Source organism: Streptomyces vietnamensis (assembly GCF_000830005.1).
Taxonomy (GTDB): domain Bacteria; phylum Actinomycetota; class Actinomycetes; order Streptomycetales; family Streptomycetaceae; genus Streptomyces; species Streptomyces vietnamensis.
In genome coordinates this window covers 8,120,719-8,147,107 of sequence record NZ_CP010407.1, presented here as the reverse complement: position 1 = coordinate 8,147,107, position 26,389 = coordinate 8,120,719, and the positions used below count along the sequence as shown (strand labels likewise).

At 72.9% G+C, this 26,389-nt stretch carries 20 protein-coding genes; 14 read left to right on the top strand and 6 right to left on the bottom strand.

Translation table 11 applies throughout. The annotated features are described in order from the left end of the window. The first annotated feature begins 1 nt into the window (after nt 1). The 5 genes from SVTN_RS36290 to SVTN_RS36270 all read left to right on the top strand — a co-directional run bounded on the left by SVTN_RS36290 (nt 2) and on the right by SVTN_RS36270 (nt 8,374). Complete coding sequence (locus SVTN_RS36290; RefSeq protein WP_245727766.1) at nt 2-967, top strand: carbohydrate ABC transporter permease; 966 nt, start codon at nt 2-4, stop codon at nt 965-967. A 15-nt stretch (nt 968-982) separates the two neighbouring features. Further along, nucleotides 983-1,828 (top strand): carbohydrate ABC transporter permease, encoded by an 846-nt coding sequence (locus SVTN_RS36285; protein ID WP_041132889.1) that lies wholly within the window; start codon nt 983-985, stop codon nt 1,826-1,828. Nucleotides 1,829-1,836: 8 nt separating this feature from the next. Then, nucleotides 1,837-3,729, top strand: coding sequence for a DUF5107 domain-containing protein (locus SVTN_RS36280; RefSeq protein WP_041134620.1), 1,893 nt, complete (start codon nt 1,837-1,839; stop codon nt 3,727-3,729). An 86-nt stretch (nt 3,730-3,815) separates the two neighbouring features. Continuing rightward, nucleotides 3,816-6,275 carry an RICIN domain-containing protein gene (locus tag SVTN_RS36275; protein ID WP_041132888.1) on the top strand — a complete coding sequence of 820 codons (2,460 nt, stop codon included), beginning with the start codon at nt 3,816-3,818 and terminating at the stop codon, nt 6,273-6,275. Nucleotides 6,276-6,622: 347 nt separating this feature from the next. After that, nucleotides 6,623-8,374 carry a glycoside hydrolase family 35 protein gene (locus SVTN_RS36270; RefSeq protein ID WP_041132887.1) on the top strand — a complete coding sequence of 584 codons (1,752 nt, stop codon included), beginning with the start codon at nt 6,623-6,625 and terminating at the stop codon, nt 8,372-8,374. A gap of 159 nt (nt 8,375-8,533) precedes the next feature. On the opposite strand, the gene SVTN_RS36265 is transcribed toward SVTN_RS36270, so the two are convergent. Continuing rightward, entirely contained in the window at nt 8,534-9,532 is a 999-nt protein-coding gene (locus SVTN_RS36265; protein ID WP_041132886.1) for a LacI family DNA-binding transcriptional regulator, read from the bottom strand. Between the two features lie 232 nt (nt 9,533-9,764). Between SVTN_RS36265 and SVTN_RS36260 the strand changes: the two genes are divergently transcribed. The 6 genes from SVTN_RS36260 (at nt 9,765) to SVTN_RS36235 (ending at nt 15,660) form a co-directional block, all read left to right on the top strand. After that, entirely contained in the window at nt 9,765-10,691 is a 927-nt protein-coding gene (locus tag SVTN_RS36260; RefSeq protein ID WP_041132885.1) for a carbohydrate ABC transporter permease, read from the top strand. 4 nt (nt 10,692-10,695) lie between these two features. Next, nucleotides 10,696-11,622 (top strand): carbohydrate ABC transporter permease, encoded by a 927-nt coding sequence (locus SVTN_RS36255; protein ID WP_041132884.1) that lies wholly within the window; start codon nt 10,696-10,698, stop codon nt 11,620-11,622. A gap of 76 nt (nt 11,623-11,698) precedes the next feature. Continuing rightward, nucleotides 11,699-13,039: an ABC transporter substrate-binding protein gene (locus SVTN_RS36250; protein ID WP_041132883.1), complete on the top strand. Its 1,341-nt coding sequence runs from the start codon at nt 11,699-11,701 to the stop codon at nt 13,037-13,039. A 128-nt stretch (nt 13,040-13,167) separates the two neighbouring features. Further along, entirely contained in the window at nt 13,168-13,635 is a 468-nt protein-coding gene (locus SVTN_RS36245) for a MarR family winged helix-turn-helix transcriptional regulator (protein WP_041132882.1), read from the top strand. A 245-nt stretch (nt 13,636-13,880) separates the two neighbouring features. Beyond that, nucleotides 13,881-15,137: an arsenic transporter gene (locus tag SVTN_RS36240; RefSeq protein ID WP_041134619.1), complete on the top strand. Its 1,257-nt coding sequence runs from the start codon at nt 13,881-13,883 to the stop codon at nt 15,135-15,137. 34 nt (nt 15,138-15,171) lie between these two features. Then, nucleotides 15,172-15,660 (top strand): universal stress protein, encoded by a 489-nt coding sequence (locus SVTN_RS36235; protein ID WP_041132881.1) that lies wholly within the window; start codon nt 15,172-15,174, stop codon nt 15,658-15,660. Between the two features lie 171 nt (nt 15,661-15,831). Here SVTN_RS36235 and SVTN_RS36230 read toward each other — a convergent pair whose 3' ends face one another. Both SVTN_RS36230 and xylB read right to left on the bottom strand, forming a co-directional pair. Further along, nucleotides 15,832-17,004, bottom strand: coding sequence for an ROK family transcriptional regulator (locus SVTN_RS36230; RefSeq protein ID WP_041132880.1), 1,173 nt, complete (start codon nt 17,002-17,004; stop codon nt 15,832-15,834). Nucleotides 17,005-17,093: 89 nt separating this feature from the next. Further along, nucleotides 17,094-18,524, bottom strand: a complete 1,431-nt coding sequence (xylB, locus tag SVTN_RS36225; protein WP_041132879.1) for a xylulokinase — start codon at nt 18,522-18,524, stop codon at nt 17,094-17,096. 96 nt (nt 18,525-18,620) lie between these two features. Here xylB and xylA point away from each other — a divergent pair, with 96 nt between their 5' ends. Beyond that, nucleotides 18,621-19,793, top strand: a complete 1,173-nt coding sequence (gene xylA / locus SVTN_RS36220; RefSeq protein WP_041132878.1) for a xylose isomerase — start codon at nt 18,621-18,623, stop codon at nt 19,791-19,793. A gap of 171 nt (nt 19,794-19,964) precedes the next feature. Here xylA and SVTN_RS36215 read toward each other — a convergent pair whose 3' ends face one another. From SVTN_RS36215 to SVTN_RS36205, 3 genes are all read right to left on the bottom strand, one after another. Next, nucleotides 19,965-22,016 (bottom strand): PTS fructose transporter subunit IIABC, encoded by a 2,052-nt coding sequence (locus tag SVTN_RS36215; RefSeq protein WP_041134618.1) that lies wholly within the window; start codon nt 22,014-22,016, stop codon nt 19,965-19,967. Nucleotides 22,017-22,149: 133 nt separating this feature from the next. After that, nucleotides 22,150-23,109 carry a 1-phosphofructokinase gene (pfkB, locus tag SVTN_RS36210; protein ID WP_041132877.1) on the bottom strand — a complete coding sequence of 320 codons (960 nt, stop codon included), beginning with the start codon at nt 23,107-23,109 and terminating at the stop codon, nt 22,150-22,152. After that, nucleotides 23,106-23,867, bottom strand: a complete 762-nt coding sequence (locus tag SVTN_RS36205; RefSeq protein WP_041132876.1) for a DeoR/GlpR family DNA-binding transcription regulator — start codon at nt 23,865-23,867, stop codon at nt 23,106-23,108. Before SVTN_RS36205 ends, pfkB begins: the two co-directional genes overlap by 4 nt. Before the next feature lie 316 nt (nt 23,868-24,183). Here SVTN_RS36205 and SVTN_RS36200 point away from each other — a divergent pair, with 316 nt between their 5' ends. Continuing rightward, nucleotides 24,184-24,456, top strand: a complete 273-nt coding sequence (locus SVTN_RS36200) for an HPr family phosphocarrier protein (protein ID WP_041132875.1) — start codon at nt 24,184-24,186, stop codon at nt 24,454-24,456. Then, on the top strand, nt 24,453-26,114 hold the full coding sequence (gene ptsP / locus SVTN_RS36195) for a phosphoenolpyruvate--protein phosphotransferase (RefSeq protein WP_041132874.1): 1,662 nt from the start codon (nt 24,453-24,455) through the stop codon (nt 26,112-26,114). The genes SVTN_RS36200 and ptsP overlap by 4 nt, the downstream gene beginning before the upstream one ends. Nucleotides 26,115-26,389 lie beyond the last annotated feature (275 nt).

The window sequence follows — 26,389 nt, the reverse complement described above, 5'->3', positions numbered from 1 at the left end:
CGTGACCACCACGCTCCACGACCGACCCCGGACGGACACCGTCCGGGGCGCCGGCCGGGCCTCCCGTCGCCATGGCACCGGCCCCCAGGCCCGTCAGCAGCGCCGGATGTTCCTGCCGTTCACCGCACCCGCGATCCTCGCGTACGCGGTCCTCTTCCTCGCCCCGGTCGGCTACGCGATCTGGACCAGCCTGTACAAGTGGGACGGCATGGGCGCGATGGAGTGGCGCGGGCTCAAGAACTACCAGCTGCTCTTCGAGGACCCGTTCTTCCGGACCTCGCTGGTCAACACCTTCAAGCTGATGGTGATCGGCGGAACGCTCACCTTCGCGATCAGCTTCCTGCTGACCCTGGTCCTGCGGGAGATGAAGGCACGGCTCTTCGCCCGGTCCGTACTGTTCTTCCCGTGCCTGGTCAACGGCATGGTCTTCGGTATCGCCGCGGGCTTCCTGTTCTCCCCGGACGGCCCGGTCAACCAGGCGCTGCACTTCCTCGGGGTCACCACACCGCCGAAATGGCTGTCGACGGACAACCTGCTGCCGATGATCCTCGGCACGCTGGTCTGGACCGCGACCGGCTACTACACCGCGATCATCATGGCCGCCGTCGACCAGATCCCGCCCCACCTCTACGAGGCCGCCGAACTCGACGGCGCCAACGCCTTCCAGCGCTTCCGCCATGTGACCCTGCCGTGCGCCTGGGACGTCATCTCGGTCTGCGCGGTGCTGTGGACGGTCAGCTCGGTCAAGATCTTCGAGCTGATCCTGCTGTTCGGCGGCACGAGCAGTTCCTATCCGCCGGCCGAGAGCTGGAACACCGCGCTGTACGTGTACACCCAGGCGTTCCCGCAGGCCACGGTGCCCCGGCTCGGCATGGCCACGGCGGCCGCGCTGGTCAGCCTGGTGATGGTGACCGTGGTGACGGTGGTCATGCGGCGGCTGATGCGCCGCGAGCCCCTCGAGTACTGAGAAAGGTCACAGCACATGCGAAGCGAACACGGGTCGCCCGGCCCGGTGAGACGGATCGCCACGGCGTTCGTCTGGTGCGTGGTGGCCGCGGACCTCCTGCTGATCCTCTGGATCGCGCTGACGTCGATACGGGGCAGCACCGACATCCTGCACGAGGCCTTCGGGCTTCCCCTCCCGCCGCACTTCGGCAACTACGCCAAGGCGTTCGACGAGGGCGGCTTCGGGCCCGCCGCGCTCAACAGCGTCGTCGTCTCGACCGCGTCCTCGCTGGTCGCCGTCGCCCTCGCCGCGCCGTGCGCCTACGCCCTCGCGCGCCGCCGCACGCGGACCTCGTCCGCGCTCACGATGACCTTCGCGATGGGCCTCGGCGTACCCGGGCAGGTCCTCGTGGTGCCGCTGTTCGTCGGCATGGCCCAGGTGGACCTGACCGACAGCCAGTTCGGCCTGACCCTCGTCTACGTCGGCCTCGCGATGCCCTTCACCGTCTTCATGCTGACGGGCTTCTTCTCCGGCATCCCGGCGGTCCTGGAGGAGGCCGCCGCCCTGGACGGCGCGGGACCGCTGCGCTCCTTCGTCCAGGTCGTGCTGCCGGTGGCCCGGGGCGGGCTGATCACCGCCTTCCTCCTGCAGTTCATCAGCGCCTGGAACGAGACCCTGTTCGCCCTCGTCCTGACGCACAGCCAGGAACAGATCACCCTGCCGGTGGCGCTCGCGTCCTTCGTCGCCTCCGCGCAGCTCAACGGACTCGACTACGGAACGATGTTCGCCGGAGTCTGCGTCATCCTCGCCCCGATGATCGCGCTGTTCTCCTGGATGGGGACGCGCATCATCCAGGGCATGACCGTGGGGATCGGCAAATGACCCGGCACATGACCTCGACACTGCGCACCGACGTCCTCCGGATCGAGGGGGCCGCCGACCCGGTCGGCACGCTGCCGATCCTGCACGGCATCTCCTCGTACACCGCGGAGGGCGCCGGGATCGACGACGAGATGCGCCGGAACCTGGTGTACGGAGCACCGCACGCACTCCTTCCGTACACCCGGCAGGACGGGTACGACCGCGAGCGGACCGCGCGCGAACTGCCCACCGTGGTCCTGGAGAACGAGCACCTCACGGCCACCTTCCTGCCCGGGTACGGGGGCCGGCTCTGGTCGCTCGTCCACCGGCCGACCGGCCGCGAACTGCTGCACCGCAACCCCGTGCTCCAGCCGGCCAACCTCGCCCTGCGCGACGCCTGGCTGGCCGGCGGCGTGGAGTGGAACCTCGGCACGACCGGCCACTGGCCGCTGACCTGCGAGCCGCTGCACGCGGTGAAGGTGAGCGCGCCGGCCGGGACGCCGGTGCTGCGGATGTTCGCCTTCGAGCGGCTGCGCGGCCTGGTGCTGCGGATGGACGCCTGGCTGCCGGCCGGCTCGCCGGTCCTCCTCGTCCACGTCGCCGTGCACAATCCGGCGGAGGAGGAGACCCCGGTCTACTGGTGGTCGAACATCGCCGTGCCGGAGGCCGCCGACGTACGGGTGCTCGCCCCGTCCGACCACGCCTTCCACTGCGACTACGTCAGCGACCTGAAGCGGGTGGGATTCCCGGTCGTCGAGGCCGAGGACCGCAGTTACCCGGGCCGGGCCGCCCGGGCCGCGGACTACTTCCTCGACGTCCCGGCCGGCGAGCGCCGCTGGATCGCCGCGCTCGACGCGAGCGGTACGGGACTGGTCCAGACGTCCACGGACCGGCTGCGCGGCCGCAAGCTCTTCTGCTGGGGCACGTCCACGGGCGGGAAGCACTGGCAGGAGTGGCTCTCCGGACCGGACTCGTCCTATCTGGAGATCCAGGCCGGGCTCGCCCGCACCCAGCTGGAGCACCTGCCGATGCCCGGCGGTGCCACCTGGTCGTGGGTCGAGGCATACGGGCTCCTGGAGGCCGACCCCGAGGCCGTGCACGGGAGTTGGGGCGAGGCCCGGTGGGCCGTGGCCGACGCCCTGGACCGGCTGGTCCCCGCCGCGGAGCTCGACCGTGCCCTGGCCGAGGCCGACGGGTTCGGCGAGCCGGAGGCCCTGCTCGCCGAGGGGTCCGGCTGGGCAGCCCTGGAGATCGAGGCGGGTCGGCTCCCCGCCTCTCCCCTGCTGCCGTTCGGCGCGCCGGGCCCCGAGCAGGAGCCCTGGCGGCAGCTGCTCGCGACCGGCACCCTGCCGGCCTGCGACCCGCCGGCCGCTCCCGTCACCGGGGCGCACTGGCGGAGGCTCCTGGAGAAGGGGGCGCGCGACTGGCACGCCCTGTACCACCTGGGTCTTGTCCGGCTGGCCGACGGCGAGCGGGAGGCCGCGCGCGACGCCTGGCGGCGCTCGCTCGCCGAGCGGCCGACGCCGTGGGTGCTGCGGGCGCTCGCCTTCCTGGCCGACTCCCCCGCCGAAGCCGCCGAAGCCGCCGCGCTGATGGTCGAGGCGCACCGGCTGCGCCCGGACCTGTTCGAGCTGACCGTCGAGGTACTGGACGCGCTCCTGCGGGCCGAGCGCCCGGAGGAGGCGCTCGCCGTCGTCGAGGCGCTGCGCGGACCGGCCCGCGGCCATGGCCGGGTCCGCCTCGCCGAGGCGAAGGCCGCGTACGCCCTGGGGGACGAGGACCGGGTGCGGCGGCTGCTCGCCGAGGGCATCCGGGTGGACAACATGCGTGAGGGCGAGGTCTCCCTCGACCGGCTGTGGATCGCCGTACATCCAGGGCAGCCCGTACCTCCCGAGTACGACTTCCGCATGACGGAAGACTGAGACCCGGCCCCCTGTCTCCGCCGCAGGGGGCCGCCCATCGGGCAGGTGCGTGACATGCGCACCTCACCACCCCACAGGGAGGACCAGTGTCAGCCGCTCGAAGAAGGTTCCGTGGCGCCCTGTTCGCCACCGCCCTCACCGCCGCCGTCGGCACGGCCTCGGTGGCCGCGCCCGCGTCGGCCACGACCACCGCCGCCACCTACACGGTGTCCGTCGGATCGGTCGGAAGCTACGCGTACCCCACGGACACCCCGGCCGCGACGTACATCGACAAGGACGGGACGTTCTACTTCCAGCAGTCCGCCGCCCTCTACGGCGCGAACGACCCCCGGTACTGGGAGTTCTACACCGGCAAGGACCTCGAATCCGCCACAAGGTCGCCGATCAGCGACGCCGTGAACCCGGCGAACAGCTCCGACCGGAACGACGACACCACCTGGCGCTGCAACAACAGCCCCACCGGCGTGGAGTCCACCCCCGCGCCCGCAGGCTCCGGCTACTCGCAGAAGAACTACTGCGACCTCGTCGGCACCTGGGTCGACCCCGACACCGGCGACTGGTACGGCCTCGTGCACAACGAGTTCACGCCGCAGCCCTTCGGCGACGGACTGCACTACGACGCCATCGACTACGCCAGGTCCACCGACCAGGGCCGGACCTGGACCATCGAGGGCCACGCCATCACCTCCGCGTACAGCACCGCCCGCGGCGACAACGCGGCCTTCCCGAACCAGACGTACCACTACGGCAACGGCGATCCCCGCCTGTTCGTCGACACCGCCTCGGGCTACTTCTACGTCTACTACGGCTCCCGCGTCATCCCCAAGGGCGGGGCCGGCGGCAGCAACGGCGGCCTCGCGCACGTCGCACGCGCCCCGATCTCCGGCAAGATGGCCAGCGGTTCCTGGCAGAAGTGGTACGACGGCGCCTGGACGCAGCCCGGCGTCGGCGGCAGGGAAAGCAACATGGTGCCGGCCACCACGGCCAACCCCAACGGCTACACCCCGGTCGCCGACGACTACGACCCGGCCAACACCGGAACCGTCGACCAGCAGGTCGCGGCCGGCCAACTCCCCGCCAAGTCCGACCTGTTCATCATGAACATCGCCTACGACGCCCACCTCGGCCTGTACATCGGCGAGCCCGAGGTCGTCTCCGGCACGGCGCCGCAGCGCTTCTACGTCACCGACGACCTCGCCACCCAGAAGTGGCGGCTGATCGGCGACAGCGGCAGCTACACCTCGGGCTCCTGGTACCGCTGGTTCCTGGACAACGTGAACCGCACCGACTCGACGATCGTCGGCAAGACCTTCCGGTCGTACTGTTCCATCGCCTGCGCCACGTCGAGCGGCGAGTACGCGAACATCACCGTCGACACGGACGCGCCCGCCGCACCGGTCGACACCACGAAGACCTACCGGATCGGCAGCGCCGACGGCCGGGTCCTCGCGCAGGTCTCCGGCGGCTCGACGACCACCTCGGTGGCCACCGCCACCGGCTCCGCCCTGGAGTCGTGGACGTTCCTGGCCCACGGCGACGGCTCGTACCGGATCGTCAACTCGGCGACCGGTCAGCTCCTCGGCGTCGACTCGACCGCCACCGCCGACCGCGCCTGGGGCACCCGCCCCACCGTCACCGCGGCCGGCAGCAGCGGCGCGAGCGCCGGACAGCAGTGGTGGATCGTCCCCAGCACCTCGAACCCGGGGACCTTCCGGCTGGTCAACCGCTACAGCGGCCTGGTGATCGGCATGTCCGCGGCCACCGGCCGCCTGGCCGAGACCACGCCCGGCCGCTCCTGGACGGACAGCACCGGCAGCGCGGTGGGCGGCGGGCGCACGGCCGCCGAGCAGACCCTCTCCTTCACCCAGACCGGCTCGGCCCCCGAGACGATCGTCTTCAACAGCCCGGGTGACCAGTCCGGTCCGGCGGGGGCGGCGGTCTCCCTGCGGCTGAGCGCCACGGACAACGCCGGCAAGCCGCTGACCTTCTCGGCGACCGGCCTTCCGGCGGGCCTGTCGATCAGCTCCGCGGGCCTGATCACCGGCACCCCGACCACGGCCGGGACCTCCCAGGTCACGGTCACCGCCTCGTCCGGCACCGCCACCAGCTCGGTCGCCTTCGCCTGGACCGTCAACCCCGACTTCAGCGGAACCCACCGCCTGATCACCGGGGGCAAGGCGCTCGACAACGGCAACAGCACCACCGCGGGACGCCAGCTCACCACGGTGACCGCCGGCGGCAAGACCAACCAGAAGTGGCAGTTCGTCCGGCAGTCCGACGGCTCCTACGAGCTCGTCAACGCCAGGTCGGGCCTGTGCGCCGACGTCAACGGCGGCTCCACCGCCGCCGGCGCCGCGATCATCCAGTGGCAGTGCAGCGGGGACAGCAACCAGCGGTGGAACGTCCGACGGCTCCCCGACGGCTCCGTCACGGTCGCCTCGGCCCGCAGCGGCCTGCTGCTCACCACGGCCTCCACCGCCAGCGGGGCGCTCGTGACACAGCAGCCGGACACCGGCTCGGCCCTGCAGCGGTGGTCGGTCAACTGATCCGACCCGACTCCGCACGGCGCTCCTTCTGAGGGGCCGTATCCCCGGCAATGACCCCGGGGATACGGCCCCTCAGGTGCGCTCGACCTCCAACGCGTCGAGCGTCCCCTCAGCCACTGCTCGACCCCGGCCACGTGCACGGTCGCCCACGCCCGGGCGGCTTCGGGCTGCCAGGCGGCGACGGCCTCGTAGAGGGCCCGGTGCCGCTGCCAGGCCCGCGCCACGGCACCCTTCCCGGCCACTCCCCGGGACGAGGCTTGCCACGGGAGTCATGTTTACGTAAACATGTCTTGGGTGGGGCACGCCTCCCACCCCGCACCCACCCCGAACACAGGAGCACCACGCGCATGCCCGTTCTCCGGACAGACCAGACCGGCTTCCTGCTCGACGGCCAACCCTTCCGGCTCCTGTCCGGCGGGCTGCACTACTTCCGGGTCCACCCCGAGCAGTGGGCGGACCGGCTGCACAAGGCCCGGCTCATGGGCCTCAACACCGTCGAGACCTACGTCCCCTGGAACCTCCACCAGCCGCGCCCGGACCACTTCGTCCTGGACGGCGGGCTCGACCTGCCCCGGTTCGTCGAGCTGGCCGCCGCCGAGGGGCTGCACGTGCTGCTGCGCCCCGGCCCGTACATCTGCGCCGAGTGGGAGGGCGGCGGCCTGCCGTCCTGGCTGCTCGCCGAGCCCGACATCCGGCTGCGCACCCGCGACCCGCGCTTCCTGGCCGCCGTGGACGACTACTTCGAGCGCCTGCTCACCCCGCTCCTGCCCCACCTCGCCTCGAACGGCGGGCCGGTCCTGGCCGTGCAGGTGGAGAACGAGTACGGGGCGTTCGGCGACGACACCGCGTACATGGAGCACATCGCCGACTCCCTGCGCCGCGTCGGCGTCGACGTACCCCTCTTCACCTGCGACCAGCCGGTCGACCTGGAGCGCGGCGCGCTCCCCGACGTCCTCGCCACCGCCAACTTCGGCAGCCGCTCCGCCGAGCACCTCGCCGAGCTGCGCGCGAAGCGCCCGGAAGGGCCGCTGATGACCTCGGAGTTCTGGATCGGCTGGTTCGACCGCTGGGGCGCCCGCCATGTGGTCCGCGACCCCGAGGAGGCGGCCCGCGAGCTCGACGAACTGCTCGCCACCGGGGCCTCGGTCAACTTCTACATGTTCCACGGCGGCACCAACTTCGGCTTCACCAACGGCGCCAACGACAAGCACACCTACCGCCCCACCATCACCTCCTACGACTACGACTCCCCGCTCGACGAGGCCGGGGACCCGGCGGCGAAGTTCACCGCCTTCCGCGACGTCATCGCCAAGTACGCGCCCGTGCCGGACGAGCCCGTCCCCGCACCCGGCCCGAAGCTGGCCGTCCCGGCCGTCCGGCTCACCGAGAGCGCCGGCCTGCTCGACGACGTCGCCGCCCTCGCGCCCGGCGTCGACTCGATGCGCCCCCTCACCATGGAGGAACTGGAGCAGGACTTCGGTTTCGTCCTCTACGAGACCGTGCTGCCCCTGGTGGGCCCCGCGCTCCTCGAGGTCGAGCAGGTCCGCGACCGTGCCCAGGTCTTCGTCGACGGACAGCCCGTCGGCGTCCTCGAACGGGAGAACCACGAGCACTCCCTGGCCTTCCACGCGCCCCGGGCCGGCGGCAGGCTCCAGATCCTGGTCGAGAACCAGGGCCGCGTGAACTACGGGCAGGGCATCCACGACCGCAAGGGGCTCCTCGGGAAGGTCCTCCTCGACGGCTCCGAGCTCGTCGGCTGGACCAGCCGCCCGCTGCCGCTCGCCACCCTGGAGGGCATCCCCTTCGCGACCACCGCGCGCACGCCCGTCGGTCCCACCCTGCACCGCGGCACCTTCGAGGTCACCGAGCCGGCCGACACCTTCCTGCACCTCGACGGCTGGACCAAGGGCAACGCCTGGGTCAACGGCTTCGCGCTCGGCCGCCACTGGTCCCGCGGCCCGCAGAAGTCGCTGTACGTCCCCGCGCCCGTCCTGCGCGCCGGCACGAACGAGGTCGTGGTCCTGGAACTCCACGCCGGGCACCGGGCCGCCACGGTCGACTTCCGCGAGACGGCCGACCTCGGTCCGACGGAGGAGTGACCGAGAGCCCGTAGACGTACGAGAAGGCCGGGCACCGACTGAGTCGGTGCCCGGCCTGTTTCGCGTGCGCGTCAGCCGAAGGTCAGCTGCTGGTTGGCGCCGCCGTTGCAGGCGTACTGGGAGACCTGGGCGCCGTCGGCCGCCGAAGCCCCCGCACGGTCAGGCCGGTCGGTCGCCCCGCCCGGGCACCGCCGTGCTGGCGCGCTCCACCAGGCTCGTCGGCACGAGCTGCACGCCCGTCACCGTCTCGCCGCGCAGCTCCCGCAGGGCGGCTTCGACGCACAACTCCCCGACCTTCCCGAAGTCCTGGTGGACCGTCGTCAGCGGCGGGATGAAGGAGGAGGCCTCGGCGATGTCGTCGAATCCGACGACGCTGACGTCCTCGGGCACCCGCACGCCCCGCTCGTGGAAGGCGCGCAGCACACCGAGGGCCATCTGGTCGTTGGCGACGAAGACCGCGGTGCAGCCCGCCTCCTCGGCGAGCGCGAGCCCCGCCCCGTAACCGGACTCGGGCGTCCAGTCCCCCCGGAGCACCGGGGGCACCTTCCGCCCCTCCTCGCGCAGGGCCGCCTCCCAGGCCTCCGCGCGGCGCCCCGCGGCGAAGGACTCCTCGGGTCCCGCCAGGTGCCACACGGTCTCGTGCCCGAGGTCGAGCAGATGCCGTACGGCGCTGCGCGCGCCCTGCCGCTGGTCGGTGTCCACGACGGGGAAGCGTCCGGTGGCGTCGGAGTCCACCACGACCACCTTGACGTGCGGCGGGAGCCGCAGCGCCGTCGTGTCGAGGAGGCGCACCTCCATGATGAGGATCACGGCGTCGACGGCGAGCTCGTCGAGCCGGGTGAAGGCCCCGCGCACGTTGTCCTGGGTCGGGGCGTCGAGGGGGATGAGGGTGACCGCGTATCCGGCGCGTGAGGCGGACCCCGCGATGGCCTCGAGGGTGCGCACGTTGCCGGTGCTGGACAGGCCCATGGTGATGACGCCGATGGCGCGGAAGTCGCCCCTCTTGAGGGCGCGGGCGGCGCTGTTGGGCCGGTAGCCGAGCTCCTTCATGGCGTCGAGGACCTTCTGGCGGGTGCTCTCGATGACGGCGGGGTCCCCGTTCGAGACGCGCGAGACGGTCTGCGAGGACACTCCCGCGAGTGCGGCGACGTCCGCCATGGAGACCCGCCGCGGCCGTCCCCTGCCTCCTCGGCCCGTCGCCCGGCGGCCGTTCTCGCCCTGTTCCGTCACCCGAATCCCTCTCACTCGATGCCACTTCGTTCTTGACGCTCCCGGGTGGGAGTGTCACCATCACGCTACCGATGATTACGTAAACATTTCTCGTCGGCCAGCCCCCTCGGGGCCTTTTCCACCTCCGGACCGCTCGGTCATCGACGCAAGGACCCGCCTCATGACGACCCTGTCGACGCGTGCCGCGGCAGCACCACCGCCCCGTACACGACCACGCCTCCGGCTGCGCAAGGAGGCCCTCGTGGGCTGGGGCTTCGCCGGCCCGTTCGTCGCGGTCTTCGCACTGGTCTTCCTCGCGCCGATCGGATACGCGCTGTACCTGAGCCTGTTCCAGGACCGGCTCATCGGCGGCACCTCCTTCGTCGGCCTCGACAACTACCGCGAGGCGCTGACCGACGCCCGCTTCTGGGAGGGGCTGACCAAGGTCGGCCTCTTCCTCCTGGTCCAGGTGCCCGTCATGCTGGGCATCGCGCTGCTGGTCGCCCTCGCGATCGACAGCGGCCGCCTGTACGGGAAGACATTCTTCCGCGTCTCGGTCTTCCTGCCGTACGCCGTTCCCGCGGTCGTCGCCAGCCTGATCTGGGGCTTCATGTACGGCACGCAGTTCGGCCTGGTCGGCAACGTCAACGACGCGCTCGGCGTCGACCTGCCCGACCCCCTCTCCCCGTCCCTGGTCCTCGCCTCCATCGGCAACATCGTGACCTGGGAGTTCGTCGGCTACAACATGCTGATCTTCTACTCGGCCCTCAAGGTCGTGCCGCGCTCGCTCTACGAGGCCGCCGCCATCGACGGCGCGGGCGAGTGGCGCGTGGTGGCCTCCATCAAGCTGCCGGCGATCCGCAGCTCGCTCGTCATCGCGACGATCTTCTCGATCATCGGCAGCTTCCAGCTCTTCAACGAGCCCAGCATCCTCCAGAAGCTGGCGCCGAACGCGATCACCAGCGACTTCACCCCCAACTTCTACACCTACTCGCTGTCCTTCTCGGGCCAGCAGCACAACTACGCGGCGACCGTCGCGATCGTGATGGGCGTCCTCACCGCGATCATCGCCTACGCGGTCCAGCTGCGCGGCATGCGGAAGGGCTGAGCCGATGACCACCACCCTCACCCGGACCCCCTCGGCCACCACGGCCACCACGGCGAAGCGCCGCGCACGTCGCCCCCACACCCCGCTCGACCCGCGCCCCAGCATCCCGCTGACCCTCGTCACCGGTCTCGTCCTGGTCTACACCCTGCTCCCCCTGGCCTGGCTGCTCATCAACGCCACCAAGGACCAGAAGGGACTGCTCGGCTCCTTCGGGCTCTGGTTCGCCGACGACTTCAACCTGTGGGACAACGTCACCCGCACGCTCACCTACGACGACGGCGTCTTCGTCCGCTGGCTGCTCAACACCCTGCTGTACGTCGCCGCCGGCGCGGGCGGCGCCACGGTCCTCGCCGTCCTCGGCGGCTACGCCCTCGCCAAGTACGACTTCCCCGGCCGCAAGGCGGTCTTCGCGGTGGTCATCGGCGCCGTGGCCGTCCCCGGCACCGCCCTCGCGGTACCCACCTTCCTGATGTTCAGCAAGATGGGCCTGACGAACACCCCGTGGGCCGTCATCATCCCGTCCCTCATCTCCCCCTTCGGGCTCTACCTCATGTGGGTCTTCGCGGCCGAGGCCGTACCGAAGGAACTCCTGGAGGCCGCGCGCATCGACGGCTCCGGCGAGCTGCGGACCTTCTTCACCATCGCGCTTCCCCTGCTGACGCCCGGCACGGTGACGGTTCTGCTCTTCTCGATGGTCGCGACCTGGAACAACTACTTCCTGCCGCTGATCATGATCAAGGACCCCGACTGGTACCCGCTGACCCTCGGGCTCAACGCCTGGAACGCCCAGGCCCAGACCGCCGGCGGCGAGGCCGTCTTCGACCTCATCGTCACCGGCTCCCTGCTCACGATCGTCCCGATCGTGGCGGTCTTCCTCCTGCTCCAGCGGTACTGGCAGTCCGGCCTGGCCGCGGGCAGCGTCAAGGAGTGACCGCGCCCGTTCCACCCTCCTGATCCATCCCTCACATGGCTTCTCCCACCCTCATCACCCTCCAGGAGCACATCCCATGCGAATCCACACCACCCGCAGACTCCTCGGCGCGCTCGCCGTGGTCTCCGCCCTCGCGCTGTCGGCCACGGCCTGCGGTTCCGACGCCGCGGACGGCGGCTCCGGCTCGGCGGGCCCGAAGGACGTCGCGGCCGCGCTGGCGAAGGGCGGCAAGGTGACCGTGTGGGCGTGGGAGCCCACGCTGAAGAAGGTGGCGGAGGACTTCGAGAAGAAGTACCCCAAGGTCGACGTCGAGCTGGTCAACGCGGGCACCGGCGACAAGCAGTACACCGCCCTGCAGAACGCGATAGCGGCCGGCTCCGGCGCCCCCGACGTGGCCCAGGTCGAGTACTACGCGCTCGGCCAGTTCACCATCGCCAAGTCCGTCGAGGACCTCGCCCCGTACGGCGCGCAGAAGCACGCCCTGGACTTCACCGGCGGCCCGTGGAACGCCGTCCACCAGGACAAGTCCATCTACGCCCTGCCGATGGACTCCGGCCCGATGGCGTTCTTCTACAACAAGAAGGTCTTCGACAAGCACAGCATCAAGGTCCCCACCACGTGGGACGAGTACGTGGACGCCGCCCGCGCCCTCCACAAGGCCGACCCGAAGGTCTTCATCGCCAACGACACGGGCGACGCCGGTGCCACCACCAGCCTGATCTGGCAGGCCGGCGGCCGCCCGTACAAGACCGACGGCACGGACGTCACCGTCGACTTCGGTGACGAGGGCACCAAGAAGTACACGGCCACCTGGCAGAAGCTCCTCGACGAGAAGCTGGTCGCGCCCGTCACCTCCTGGAGCGACGCCTGGTACAAGGGCCTCGCCGACGGCTCCATCGCCACCCTCTCCACCGGCGCCTGGATGCCCGCCAACCTCTCCTCCGGCGTCGCCTCCGCCTCCGGCGACTGGCGGGTCGCCCCGCTCCCGCAGTGGACGAAGGGCGCCAAGGCCAGTGCGGAGAACGGCGGCAGCTCGCTCGCCGTCCCGAAGGCCGCGAAGAACAAGGAACTCGCCTACGCCTTCACCGAGTTCGCCACCACCGGCGCCGGAGCGAGCTCCCGCATCGCGCAGGGCGCGTTCCCCGCGACCCGCGCCGACCTCGAGTCCAAGGCCTTCCTCGACACCGCCTTCCCGTACTTCGGCGGCCAGAAGGCCAACCAGATCTTCGCCGAGTCCGCGAAGAACGTCGGCACCGACTGGTCCTACCTGCCCTACCAGGTGTACGCCAACTCGATCTTCAACGACACCGTCGGCAAGGCCTACGTCTCCCCGACCAAGCTCACCGACGGCCTGAAGGCCTGGCAGGACGCGAGCGTGAAGTACGGCAACGACCAGGGCTTCACCGTCAACAAGTAGTAGGCGGCAGACAGGGTGAGCGGGCGCCCCGAGCAGATGCTTGCAGTCGCGCTATACATTCTATGGCCGATTTTTGCTCCAGCGGCGTATCCTGGGTTCACGCACCACCGGAAGGAGACCGGAACCCCATGACCGCCACGGACCCCGCACTCACCGCACTCGCCAGCGGCTGGGGCGCGCTCTCCCTGCTGCACGACCGGATCGAGTCGCACATCGAGCGCGCCCTGCAGTCCGGGCACGGTCTGAGCGTGCGGGAGTACTCGCTGCTCGACGTCCTCAGCCGCCAGCACAGCGGCCCCGGCGGCCACCTCCAGATGAAGCAGGTCGCCGACGCGGTCGTCCTCAGCCAGAGCGCCACGACGCGCCTGGTCACCCGTCTGGAAGATCGCGGACTGCTGTCCCGGTACCTGTGCCCGACCGACCGGCGCGGCATCTACACCGATGTCACCCCGGCCGGCCTGAAGCTCCTCGACGAGGCCAGGCCGACCAATGACGCCGCCCTCCGCCAGGCGCTGGACGAGGCCGCCGGGAACCCCGAGCTGGCCTCACTGGTCGCGGCGGTCGAGGCCGTCGACGCACCGGCACAGCGCGCCTGACGCCACACCCCCCGCCCGGGCGACACCTCGGCCCCCGTTCGAGCCCTGCGCCCGGACGGGGGCTCCTTGTCGCAGTCGGAGCCTTGTTCGAGACGCCGCGGCGTGGCCCGGTCGGCCTCCTCTTCGGAGCGCCTTGCGTCCACCGGATCGGCACCGCGTACCGTTGGCCCGCACCGACCCGCCGTGACCTGGCGTTTCCGGTGCGATTGCGTCTGCTGTCACTATCGCCCGCAAGGAGCAGGACCCTGAGTACGTCGTTCGCGGAAGCGCTGTCCATCGGGCTGCTCGTGCTGGTGCTGGTCTGTGCGGTGGTGCGGCCGTGGGGCTGGCCGGAGGCCGTGGTCGCGGTTCCCGCGGCCGGGCTGGTCGTCGTCACCGGCGCGATCTCGCCGGCCGACGCGTGGGCCGAGGCGGAACGGCTCGGACCGGTGATCGGGTTCCTCGCCGCTGTCCTGGTGCTGGCCCAGCTGTGCGACGACGAAGGCCTGTTCCGCGCCTGCGGGGCGTGGATGGCCCGGACGTCCGCCGGGAGTCCGCGGCGGCTGCTTGTGCAGGTGTTCGTGGTCGCCTCCGTGATCACGGCGGTGCTCAGCCTGGACGCCACCGTGGTGCTGCTCACCCCGGTGGTGTTCGTCACCGCGGCCCGGCTCGGCGCCCGGCCCAAGCCGCATGTCTACGCCTGCACCCACCTCTCGAACACCGCCTCGCTGCTGCTGCCGGTCTCCAACCTCACCAATCTGCTGGCCTTCGCCGCCAGTGGGCTGAGCTTCACCCGGTTCGCCGCGCTGATGACGCTCCCGTGGCTGGCGGCCATCGCCGTCGAGTACGTGGTGCTGCGCCGGTTCTTCGCCTCCGACCTGGACGCGGGTGCGCCGCCCGCGGCCGAGGTGACGGCACCGGAGATGCCGCTGTTCGCCCTCGTCACCGTCGCCTGCACGCTCGCCGGATTCATCCTGACCTCGGTCGTCGGTGTCGATCCGGCCTGGGCCGCCCTGGCCGGCGCGCTCGTGCTCGCCGTCCGGGCCCTGGTCCGGCGCAGCACCACCCCGGTCGCGATCGTCCGCTCGGCCTCCGTGCCGTTCCTGGCCTTCGTGCTGGCGCTCGGCATCGTGGTCCGTGCCGTCGTCGACAACGGACTGGCCTCCGCGCTCGGACACCTCGTCCCCGACGGCAGCTCCCTGCCCGCGCTGCTCGGCACGGCGGCGCTGGCCGCGGTGCTGGCGAACGTCATCAACAATCTGCCCGCCACGCTCGTGCTGCTGCCGCTGGCCGTCCCGTCCGGCCCCGGGGCGGTCCTGGCGGTGCTGCTCGGCGTGAACATCGGCCCCAACCTCACCTACGCCGGGTCCCTGGCCACCCTGTTGTGGCGGCGCATCGTCCGCGAGCACGACACCGACATCGGCCTGGGCGAGTTCACCCGGCTCGGTCTGCTCGTCGTGCCCGCCGCCCTGACACTGGCCGTGGTGGCACTGTGGGGTTCGCTGCAGCTCATCGGAACATGAGGAGCACGCCGACCTCGAGGAGGAGGACGAGCCCGTGACCGTCGTCGTCTGGATCACCGAAGGCACCTGGCCCGCCTGTGTCGACGCCGCCCGCGCGCACGCGCCGCAGGGCGCGGAGATCGTCCTGCTGCACGTCAGCGGCGAGGAGGTGCCGGGCGTCGCGCACGGCGCGTTCGCCGGGCTGCTCGGCCGCGGCCATCCCGAGAGGGACCCCGGCACCCGGGTGGAGACCCTGGCGGCGGCCTCCGCCCAGCACCTCCTGGACGCCGCGGCCGACCGTCTCGGCCGGCCCTGCGCCCACGTGGAGCGCACCGGACGCGTCGAGCGCGAGGTCGTCGCAGCGGCCGAGGGCGCCGAGCTGCTCGTCCTCGCGCGCGACGGCGACCGCACCCGCCTCGGACCGCACAGCCTCGGCCCCGCGACCCGTTTCGTCGTCGACCACGCGCCGTGTCCCGTACTGCTCGTCTGGCCGGAACCGGCACCGGACACGGCCACGATCCCTCCCCCGCCCGACCGGCCGTAGCGGCGCGCCCGTTCAGCAGTGCCCGGTGTCCGGGTCCGGGCCGGAGAGCCGGTACCGGCCGCCTGCCGACAGGCGGACCCGTAAGCACCGCGCATCGCCGGGGACTCCGAGGGCCGCGACCGGCCCTCGTGGTCGGTCAGGACGGGCGGGCCTTCGCGCTCGGGCCGCGGGTCACCCCGCCGGGAGCAGGGTGGGGTCCGCCATGATCCGGCGGATCGTGGTCTGCGCGGCACCGAGCACGGGTCCGCGCCGCCCCAGGGCGGACGGGCGCAGCGCCTCCGGGGCCCAGGGCCGGACCCTGACCCGGTCGGCCAGTTCGGCACGGACGGACGGCAGCAGCCACTCGGCCAGTTCGGCGTAGATGCCGCCGAGGACGAGTCCGTCCGGGTCGATGAGGTCGACGGCGGACGCGAGGGCGAGGCCCAGGGCGCGGCCCGCGCGGTCGAGCGCCGCCAGGGTCGGGGCGTGCCCGGCACCCGCCCGTTCGGCCAGCAGGGCGACCGGGTCGCCCTGCCGGCCGTGCTGCTCCAGGCCGGCCTCGCGCAGCACGGCCGCCTGGCCCGCGTACTGCTCCAGGCAACCGCGCGCGCCGCAGGCGCACCGGACTCCGTCGGGGTAGACGGGGATGTGGCCGAGTTCGCCGGCGAAGCCTCGGACGCCCCGGAACAACTGCCCGTCGATGACCAGGGCGGCACCGATCCCGGCCTCCGCGGAGACGTGCACGAAGGTCTCCTCGGCCTGCTCGGCGTTCCAGTACTCGGCCAGGGCCCCGAGGTTGGCCTCGTTCTCCGGCTCGGGCACGGTGTCCTGGTCGGGCCAGTGGTCGGCGACGCCGACGGAGCGCCAGTCGAGGTTGGGTGCGCGCTCGATCCGTCCGACCGCTTCGTTCGGCACCACCCCGGGCACGGCCAGGACCCGGCCCTCGACGCGCAGCCCGAGGTCGCGGGCCTCGGCCTCCGCCTCGGCGGCCAGCGCGGCGATCTCCGCCAGCACCTGCCCTGCCGGACGCCCGGCGTTCGCCCGTTCCGCACGGCGCCACACCCGGGGTTCTCCGCGCAGGTCCACGACGCACGCGCCGAGGTGCGTGACCCCGATCTCCAGACCGAGGCCCGCGGGGCCCCGGTCACTCACCGACAGCGCGCGTCCGGGGCGGCCGACCCGTCCGTCGGGCGCGGTCTCCGCCTCGGTCAGCGCACCCCGCCCGATCAGTTCGTCGACCAGCGAGGAGACGGCCGCCCTGGTCAGGCCGACGCGTGCGGCGACGTCCGCGCGGGACAGCGGGCGGGTGAGCGGGCCGTGCGCGGCGACCGCGCCGAGGACCACCGAGAGGTTCCGCCGCCGCATGTCCTGTTGCGATGCGGGCCCGCTCCCCCGGCCGTTCCCCGCTCTGCCGACCACTGCCACGCGTACGCCCCTCTTAAAGTCCGGTCCTCTTACCGGTCCTCGGCCGGGGCTCCCTGCAAGGCCCCGGCCCGACGCAGGGTATCGCCGATCCGTTCGAGTGCGTCCGTGTCCCGTGGCACGGGCTCGAGGACCGGGCCCTCGGCGGTGCGCCACCGGCGTGCCACCGCGTCGGCGGGCTCGCCGGTGAGCAGTGCGGCGGCCTGGGCGGCCGCGCCGAGCGCGACCAGTTCCTGCGCGTCGGGCACCCGGACGGCCCGGCCCGAGAGCCGCAGGACGGTCCGCTGCCAGGCGCGGCCGCGGGCGCCGCCGCCGATCAGCAGCAGCGGCTCGTCACCCGCCGGGTCCTCGCCGCCCGCGCGCAGGACGTCGTCCAGGGCGGTGAGCAGGGCGTGGGCGGCGCCGTCGTAGGCGGCTTGGAGCAGCTGCCCCGGTGTGGTGTCGTGGCGCAGTCCGTGGACCAGTCCGGAGGCGGCCGGGAGATCCGGTGTGCGCTCACCGTCCAGGTAGGGCAGCACCACCGCGGAACCACCGTCCTCGACCTCCTCGCGCCCGCGTCCGAGGAGGGCGGCGAAGCGGTCGACGGCGAGGGTGCAGTTCAGCGTGCAGGCGAGCGGCAGCCAGCCGCCGAGGGCGTCGGCGAAGCCCGCGACCGTCCCGCTCGGGTCCACCGGCCGGGTCCTGCCGACGGCGTAGACCGTCCCGGAGGTGCCGAGGCTGAGCACCGGCTGCCCGGGCCGCAGGCCGAGACCGAGGGCGGCGGCCATGTTGTCGCCGGTTCCGGCGGCCACCGGTGTCCCCTCGCGCAGCGCCGTCCCCGGGCGGACCGCGCCGGCCGGCGCGCCCGGCGCGAGGACCTGCGGCAGCAGGGCCGGGTCGAGGCCGATGCGGTCGAGGACGTCCTTGTCGTAGCCGTCCGGGCCCCACCAGCCGGTGCCCGACGCGTCTCCGCGATCGGTCACCGCCTCCCCGGTCAGCCGCTCGGTCAGGAAGTCGTGCGGGAGGCGGACGGCGGCGACGCGGTCGGCCGCGGCGGGCTCGTTGGCGCGCAGCCAGGCCCATTTGGGGGCGGTGAAGGCGGCGGTCGGGAGGCTGCCGGTGCGGTGGACGAGCTCCGCCGGGCCGAGTGCGGCCCTCAGCTCGGCGGCCTGGGGGGCGGACCGGACGTCGTTCCACAGCAGCGCGGGGCGGACCGGCGCTCCGGCCGCGTCGAGGGTGACGAGGCCGTGCTGCTGGCCGGCGATCGAGACGGCGGCCGCGCGCTCGGCCCAGCCCGTCCGCACGGCGGCCTCCTCGAACGCCCGCCACCACTGCTCGGGATCGCTCTCGCGGCCGGCTCCCGTGCTGACGGTGTGCGGGGCGCGTCCCTCGCCCAGGACCGCGCCCGTGTCGATGTCGACGGCGAGGGCCTTGGTGGACTGGGTCGAGCTGTCGACGCCGATCACGACACGCTGCTCGGTCATGCGTTCCTCCCCTGGGGGTTCCTTCTGACGTCCCCGCATACTAATTTGTTAAGTGCCATGACAAACACCCCCTCGACACGGATCCGGAGCCGCTCCATGTCCAGCGCCCCGCTCGTCCCCACCCCCGCGCACAAGTTCACCTTCGGCCTGTGGACCGTCGGCTGGCAGGGGCGCGACCCCTTCGGCGACGCGACGCGCCCCGCCCTCGACCCGGTCGAGACCGTGCAGCGACTGGCCGAACTCGGCGCCTACGGCGTCACCTTCCACGACGACGACCTGATCCCCTTCGGCGCGGGCGACGCCACGCGCGAGGAGACCGTCAAGCGCTTCCGCGCCGCGCTGGACGGCGCCGGTCTCAAGGTCCCGATGGCGACCACCAACCTGTTCACCCACCCCGTCTTCAAGGACGGCGCCTTCACCGCCAACGACCGCGACGTACGGCGCTACGCGCTGCGCAAGACGATCCGCAACATCGACCTGGCCGTGGAGCTCGGCGCCTCGGTCTACGTCGCCTGGGGCGGTCGCGAGGGCGCGGAGTCCGGCGCGGCCAAGGACGTGCGCACCGCGCTCGACCGGCTGAAGGAGGCCTTCGACCTGCTGGGCGAGTACGTCGAGGAGCAGGGCTACGACCTGCGGTTCGCGATCGAGCCCAAGCCCAACGAGCCGCGCGGCGACATCCTGCTGCCCACGGTCGGCCACGCCCTGGCGTTCATCAACGAGCTGGAGCGCCCCGAGCGGGTCGGTGTCAACCCGGAGGTGGGCCACGAGCAGATGGCCGGGCTCAACTTCCCGCACGGCATCGCCCAGGCCCTGTGGCACGACAAGCTGTTCCACATCGACCTCAACGGCCAGTCCGGCATCAAGTACGACCAGGACCTGCGCTTCGGCGCGGGAGACCTCCGGCAGGCCTTCTGGCTGGTCGACCTCCTCGAGTCGGCCGGCTACGACGGCCCGCGCCACTTCGACTTCAAGCCGCCGCGCACCGAGGACTTCGACGGCGTCTGGGCCTCGGCGGCCGGCTGCATGCGCAACTACCTGCTGCTGGCCGAGCGCTCCCGTGCCTTCCGGTCCGACCCGGAGGTGCAGGCCGCGCTCGCCGCCTCCCGGCTTCCCGAGCTCGCCCTCCCCACCGCGGAGGACGGCCTGACCGGGCTCCTCGCGGACAGCTCCGCCTTCGAGGAGTTCGACGTCGAGGCCGCCGCCGGGCGCGGCATGGCCTTCGAGCAGCTGGACCAGCTGGCCCTCGAACACCTCCTCGGCGCCCGCTGACCGGAGATCGCCCGCCTCGTCCCACGGCGGTGAGAAAAGGGGCGAGGCCCCGCGCGCCCATGCGGTGGCGCGCGGGGCCTCGTGTCGGGGCCCGTTCAGACCGGGAAGGGCAGGTCCGCCTCGCGGATGCCGGCCGGGGGGACGTGCGGGACGCCCCCGTGAGCCGCCGGGTCAGACGGCGGCCGGCTGCTTCCCGGCGATGGAGGAGGCGGAGGCCGCCGGGGCGGCGGACTTCCGCATCCCCTTGAGCAGCACCACCAACGCCGCGGTGACCACCGTGCCCGCCGCGACCGCGACCAGGTACAGGAACGGGCTGCCGATCAGCGGGAGCACCCAGATGCCGCCGTGCGGGGCACGCAGGGTGGAGCCGAAGGCCATCACCAGGCCACCGGCGGTCATGCTGCCGGCGATGCTCGCCGGGATGACCCGCAGCGGGTCGGCCGCCGCGAACGGGATCGCGCCTTCGGTGATGAACGAGGCGCCGAGCACCCAGGCGGCCTTCCCGTTCTCCCGCTCCTCGGGAGTGAACAGCCTGCGCCGGACGACGGTCGCCAGGGCCAGGCCCAGCGGCGGAGTCATGCCGGCGGCCATCACGGCAGCCATCACCTTGAGGCTGCCGGCGTCCGGGGCGGCACCCGCGGTGGTGAGCACACCGGCCGCGAAGGTGTAGGCGACCTTGTTGAGCGGACCGCCCATGTCGAAGGCCATCATCGCGCCGAGCAGCACGCCGAGCAGGATCGCGTTGGAGCCGGAGAGGCCGTTCAGCCAGTCGGTCAGGCCGTTCATCGCCGAGGCGATCGGCGAGCCGACCACCACGAACATGAGGAAGCCGACCGCGGCCACCGACAGCAGCGGGATCACCACGACCGGCATGATGCCCCTGATCGCCCGGGGCACGTTCCAGCGGATCATCCACAGCACCAGGAAGCCCGCGGCCAGGCCCGACACGATGCCACCGAGGAAGCCCGCGCCGACCGCCACCGAGACGGCACCGCCGGCGATGCCGGCGGCCAGTGCCGCCCGGTCCGCGATCGCCCAGGCGACGTACCCGGAGAGGACCGGGACCAGGAAGCCGAAGGAGGTCTTGCCGGTCTGGAACAGCATCGCCGCCCAGCTGTGCGAGGAGGTCCAGTCGAAGTGGCCGAGCACGGACGGCGCGGAGGCGATCTGGTAGCCGCCTATCGCGAAGGCGAGCGCGATCAGCAGACCCCCGGCCGCGACGAACGGGATCATGTAGCTGACGCCCGTCATCAGGTACGTGCGCAGCCGCTGCGCCCAGTGCTCGCCCGCAGGTGCGCTCGGCGCGGCGACCGGGGGGTGGGCGGTGGCGGGACGTGCGCCGCCATCGGCGTCGGCGACCAGCGCGGCGGCCTGCGCGATCAGGTCGTCGGCGCGGTTGACCCCGGCCTTGACGCCCACGTCCACGGTCGGCTTGCCGGCGAAGCGGGCCCGGTCCCGGACCTCCACGTCATGGGCGAAGATCACCGCGTCGGCCGCCGCGATCGCCTCGGGGTCGAGCGGCGTCGTCCCGGCCGAGCCCTGGGTCTCGACCTGGATCCGCGCGCCCGCCCGGGCGGCGGCCAGTTCCAGGGCCTTGGCGGCCATGTAGGTGTGGGCGATGCCGGTCGGGCAGGAGGTCACCGCGACGAACCGAAGGCCGCCGTCGACGGCGTCCGTCTCGAGAGCGGTGTCCGTCTCGGGAGCCTCGGCCGTCTCCGTAGCGGCGGCCGTCTCCGTAGTGGCGGTCGTCTCGGGAGCCGCGGTCGGCGCCTCCTCGCCGTTGATCCGCGCCGCGACCGCGCTCGGGCTCTCGGCGTCGCGCAGGGCGCCGGTGAAAGCGGGGTCCATGAGGCGGCGGGCCAGCGCGGCGAGGATCTGCAGATGGGTGTCGTCCGCACCGGCCGGTGCCGCGATCATGAAGATCAGGTCGGCGGGCCGTCCGTCCGGGGCGTCGAAGTCCACGCCCCTGGCGCTGCGGCCGAAGGCGAGGCTCGGCCGCGTGACGTGGGGTGATCGGCAGTGCGGGATGCCGATCCCGTCGCCCATCCCGGTCGGGGCCTGGGCCTCGCGGGCGGCGACGTCGGCGAGGAAGCCGTCGAGGTCGGTGACCCGGCCCTCGGCGACCAGCCGCTGGGCGAGGACGCGGAGGGCTTCGTTCTTGTCCTCGGGGGCGAGGTAGAGATCGACGAGTGCGGGTGTGATCAGCCCGCCGGTCTCGCTCATCGTGTCGCTCATCGTGTCGATCCTTCGACTGGTTCCTGACAGTGTCCCTTGCCCCCGGGAATCGGTGCCCTTCCGTCCCACACGGTCGGGCGTGCTGCCTCCGGCGGACGACGCCGCCTTCAGGAGGCCGTTCTCAACCGCGGAGCGGTCGGTCGAGCGGGAGGTCCGCCGTCACGACCACCGCGGCCGGGTCCAGATCGGCCGGGGTCGGCATGACGCTCCCCGGCAGTTGTACGGCGGCGGCGCCGTGCGCCAGGGCCGCCACGAGGGCCTCGGGGCCGGTGCCGCCGGCGCCGAGGAAGCCCGCGAGCGAGGCGTCACCCGCCCCCACGTCGCTGCGGACGGCGGCGACCGGTGCGCTGCCGTACCAGCTTCCCTCCTCGGCGACGAGCAGCATCCCGTCCGCACCGAGGCTGGCGAGGACCTGCTGGGCGCCGCGCTCGCGCAGCTCCCCGGCCGCGTGGACGGCGTCGCCGACGGTGTGGACCGGGCGGCCCACGGCCTCCGCGAGTTCCTCCCGGTTGGGCTTGACCACGTCGGGGCGGGCCGAGAGCGCGGCGAGCAGCGCGGGACCGGAGGTGTCGAGGGCGATCCGGGCGCCTCCCGAGTGCACCTGGGCGACCACCTCCGCGTACCACTCGGGTGCGAGGCCGCGCGGCAGGCTGCCGCAGCAGGCCAGCCAGGCCACGTCGCTCCCGGTGCCCCGTCCGGTCTTCTGGGCGTCGCGGACGAGCGCGAGCAGTGCGGCCGACTCGGCGGCGCTGAGCTCGGGGCCCATGGCGTTGATCTTCGTGAGGCTGCCGCCGTCCTCGGCGATCGAGACGTTGATCCGGGTGTCGCCCGAGATCGTGACCGCCGCGACGTCGATGCCCTGGCGGCGCAGCAGGTCGGCGAGCAGTTGCCCGGAGAGGCCGCCCAGCGGAAGGACCGCGCTGGTGCGGTGGCCCGCGGCCGTGAGGGCGCGGGAGACGTTGACGCCCTTGCCGCCCGGATCGAGCCGGTCGTGCGAGGCCCGGTTGACCTCGCCCGGGACGAGGCTTCCCAGTTCGTAGGTGCGGTCGAGGCTGGGGTTCGGGGTGATGGTGACGATCATGCGCGGATGACTTCCGGTCCGTGGTTCTCGATCTCGGCGGCCTGCTCGTCCGTCAGCCCGGTGTCCGTGATCAGCACGTCCACCTGGTCCAGCGAGCCGAAGCGGGCGAAGTGGCGGGCGCCGTACTTGGAGGAGTCGGCCACCAGGACGACCCGCCGGGCGCCGGTGAGCATGGCCCGTTTGACGGCTGCCTCGGCGAGGTCCGGCGTCGAGAGGCCGCCCTCCGGGGAGAAGCCGTTGGTGGCGACCACCGCGACGTCCGCGTGGACGTCCGCCAGGTCACGCAGTGCCCACGCGTCGACGGCGGCCTGGGTGCGGTGGCGCAGCCGGCCGCCCACGAGGTGGAGGGTGAGCCCGGGGCGGTCGGCCAGCCGGGCGGCGACCGGGAGCGCGTTGGTGACGACGGTGAGCGTGCAGTCGGCGGGCAGCAGCCCGGCCAGTCGGGAGACGGTCGTCCCGGCGTCGAGGATCACGCTGCCCTCCGTGGGCAGCAGGTCGAGGGCCGCCTTGGCGATGCGTTCCTTCTCGGCCGCGGCCGTGGAGTCCCGTTCGGCCAGACCGGGCTCCAGGTGCAGCGCGCCGGCGGGCAGCGCGCCGCCGTGCACCCGGTGCAGCAGACCTGCCCGGTCGAGGGCGCTCAGGTCACGCCGGATGGTCTCCTGCGTGACGCCGAAGTCCTCGGCCAGTGTCGGCACGTCCACCCTGCCCTGCTCCTGGGCGAGGCGGAGGATCTCTTGCTGCCGCTCGGGTGCGTACATGTGGGATTGGGTCCGTTTCATGTCTGTTCACGCTTGATTCAGGCCGACCATACGCCCTCCAGCCGAAAAAGCAAGAGGCCGCAGGGGCATGGAGCCCCTCTTTGGGTTTGCCCGAATGTGTTGACAGCGCTCGCCAATCGGACGTAGAACCAATCGAAACAACGCGCTAACGGGCGTGAAACCACGGTCTGCCCGGTCTTCCGCCACCGCCCCCGTACTGCGGAGACCGGGTTCCGATCACAGTGGTCCACTCCCGCCGACCCGGATCCCACCCGGGTCGGCGCTCGTCTCCTCCGCTCTCCTCCAAGGACCTTCCATGCACTCGATCCAGGTCACCGTCGGCTCCCGGAGCGGCTTGCACGCCCGCCCGGCCTCGCTGTTCGTCCAGGCCGCCGCCCGCCAGCCGGTCAAGGTCACCGTCGGCCGCCCGGGCCAGGCCCCGGTCGACGCCCGCAGCCTGCTCTCCGTCCTCGCCCTCGCCGCCGGCTGCGGCGAGGCCCTGGAGCTCACCGCGACCGGCGACCAGGCCCAGGACTCGCTGAAGGCGCTCGCCGACCTGCTCGCCTCCGACCTCGACGCAGCGGCATGAGCGGTCCGGTCCGCGGGATCGGCGTCGGTACCGGCAGCGCGGCAGGCCCGGTCGCGCGGATGGCGCCCGTACCCGCGCTGCCCGCCCCGAGGCCCGTCGCCGACCCGGCGGCGGAGGCGGCGGCGGTCCACGCCGCCCTCGGCGCGGTCGTCGCCGACCTGGAGGAGCGCGCCGCCCGCGTGAGCGGCCCGGGCTCCGAGGTGCTCGCCGCGCAGGCCATGATGGCCGCCGACCCGGTCCTCGCCGACGAGGCGGCCGCCCTGGCCGAGCGGGGGACCGATGGCGCCCACGCGCTCGCCGCCGCCTTCGACGGATTCCGCACCGCGCTGGTCGCCGCCGGCGGTCATTTCGCGGAACGCGCCGCCGACCTGGACGACCTGCGCGACCGCGCGGTGGCGCACCTGCTCGGCCTGCCCGTGCCCGGCCTGCCCGACCCGGGACACCCGTACGTCCTCGTCGCCGAGGACCTGGCGCCCGCCGACACGGCCCTGCTCGACCCCGCCCGGGTGCTGGCCGTGGTCACCGTCCGCGGCGGGCCGACCAGCCACACGGCCATCCTCGCCAAGGCGCTCGGCGTGCCCGCCGTGGTCGGCTGCGCCGGCGCCATGGAGCTCGAGGACGGCCGACAGGTCCTGGTGCACGGCGCCGACGGCGTGGTCGAGCCTGACCCGAGCCCGGAGACGCTCGCGCGGGCCGCCGAGCGGGAGCTCCGCCGCCGCGAGCTGTCGGCCGGCGTCCGGGGGCCGGGCCGGACGGCGGACGGCCATCCGGTCGCGCTCCTCGTCAACCTCGGTGCGCCGCACGAGCTGGCCGGCGCGGCCGCGGCCGACGCGGAGGGCGTGGGCCTGTTCCGCACCGAGTTCCTCTTCCTGGACCGTGCCGAGGCTCCCGACCTCGCCGAACAGGCCGCCGCCTACCGGCAGGTCTTCACGGCCTTCGCCGGCCGCCGGGTGGTCGTCCGCACGCTCGACGCGGGCGCGGACAAACCGCTGCCCTTCGTCACGGCCGCCGACGAGGAGAACCCGGCCCTGGGCGTCCGCGGTCTGCGAACCGCCGCCCGCGACCCCGGGCTGCTGGCGACCCAGCTCGCCGCGATCGCCGAAGCCGCCGAGGCCGCGACCGCCCAGGTCTGGGTGATGGCCCCGATGGTGTCGGTCCCGCGCGAGGCCGCCGAGTTCGCCGCCCTGGTGCGCGCGCACGGTCTGCCGCTGGCCGGCGCGATGATCGAGGTCCCGGCGGCCGCCCTGCGGACCGACCGGCTGGCGGAGGTCTGCGACTTCTTCAGCATCGGCACCAACGACCTGGCCCAGTACACCTTCGCGGCCGACCGCACGCTCGGCTCCCTCGCCGAGCTCCTCGACCCGTGGCAGCCGGCCCTGCTGGCGCTGGTCGCCGCCGCCGCCCGGTCCGCGGCCGAGCACGGCCGTCCGATCGGCGTGTGCGGGGAGGCGGCCGCCGACCCCGCACTCGCCCTGGTGCTTGTCGGCCTCGGGATCACCAGCCTGTCGGCCGCGCCCGCCTCGCTCCCCGAGGTGCGGGCGGCACTGGCCGCGCACACCCTCGCGGAGTGCCGCGAACTCGCCGAGCTGGCCCTGTTCGCCGATGACGCCGCCGATGCCCGCGACAAGGTCCGGTCGAGGATCACCGGAGGTCGATGAGGAGCGACGCGAGGACGGGACGCGGCCGCACCGGCATTCCGGTGCGGCCGCGTCCCGCCTCCTGGCCGACCCCCTCGTGCCGGTCGTTCCGCCCGTCGCCGGAGCGAGCCGCCCCGGGCCGAGCACGCTCGCGGCCGGGGGCCTCCCGGCACGGGGCGTCGCCCATCCCGCCGCCACCGTCTCGGTGGGCCTCGGGGTGGCCGCGGGACCGGTGCTTCCGCTCCTGAGCGGCTCCCGCAGCGCCTGATGGCCGGCCTGGAGCGGCCCGCTCCCGC

Excerpts from the sequence above, each read along its gene's own strand:
- SVTN_RS36285 (WP_041132889.1), top strand. The coding sequence starts at position 983 with ATGCGAAGCGAACACGGGTCGCCCGGCCCGGTGAGACGGATCGCCACG.
- SVTN_RS36280 (WP_041134620.1), top strand. The coding sequence starts at position 1,837 with ATGACCTCGACACTGCGCACCGACGTCCTCCGGATCGAGGGGGCCGCC.
- SVTN_RS36270 (WP_041132887.1), top strand. The coding sequence starts at position 6,623 with ATGCCCGTTCTCCGGACAGACCAGACCGGCTTCCTGCTCGACGGCCAA.
- SVTN_RS36265 (WP_041132886.1), bottom strand. The coding sequence starts at position 9,532 with ATGGCGGACGTCGCCGCACTCGCGGGAGTGTCCTCGCAGACCGTCTCG.
- SVTN_RS36260 (WP_041132885.1), top strand. The coding sequence starts at position 9,765 with ATGACGACCCTGTCGACGCGTGCCGCGGCAGCACCACCGCCCCGTACA.
- SVTN_RS36255 (WP_041132884.1), top strand. The coding sequence starts at position 10,696 with ATGACCACCACCCTCACCCGGACCCCCTCGGCCACCACGGCCACCACG.
- SVTN_RS36250 (WP_041132883.1), top strand. The coding sequence starts at position 11,699 with ATGCGAATCCACACCACCCGCAGACTCCTCGGCGCGCTCGCCGTGGTC.
- SVTN_RS36245 (WP_041132882.1), top strand. The coding sequence starts at position 13,168 with ATGACCGCCACGGACCCCGCACTCACCGCACTCGCCAGCGGCTGGGGC.
- SVTN_RS36230 (WP_041132880.1), bottom strand. The coding sequence starts at position 17,004 with ATGCGGCGGCGGAACCTCTCGGTGGTCCTCGGCGCGGTCGCCGCGCAC.
- xylB (WP_041132879.1), bottom strand. The coding sequence starts at position 18,524 with ATGACCGAGCAGCGTGTCGTGATCGGCGTCGACAGCTCGACCCAGTCC.
- xylA (WP_041132878.1), top strand. The coding sequence starts at position 18,621 with ATGTCCAGCGCCCCGCTCGTCCCCACCCCCGCGCACAAGTTCACCTTC.
- SVTN_RS36215 (WP_041134618.1), bottom strand. The coding sequence starts at position 22,016 with ATGAGCGAGACCGGCGGGCTGATCACACCCGCACTCGTCGATCTCTAC.
- pfkB (WP_041132877.1), bottom strand. The coding sequence starts at position 23,109 with ATGATCGTCACCATCACCCCGAACCCCAGCCTCGACCGCACCTACGAA.
- SVTN_RS36205 (WP_041132876.1), bottom strand. The coding sequence starts at position 23,867 with ATGTACGCACCCGAGCGGCAGCAAGAGATCCTCCGCCTCGCCCAGGAG.
- SVTN_RS36200 (WP_041132875.1), top strand. The coding sequence starts at position 24,184 with ATGCACTCGATCCAGGTCACCGTCGGCTCCCGGAGCGGCTTGCACGCC.
- ptsP (WP_041132874.1), top strand. The coding sequence starts at position 24,453 with ATGAGCGGTCCGGTCCGCGGGATCGGCGTCGGTACCGGCAGCGCGGCA.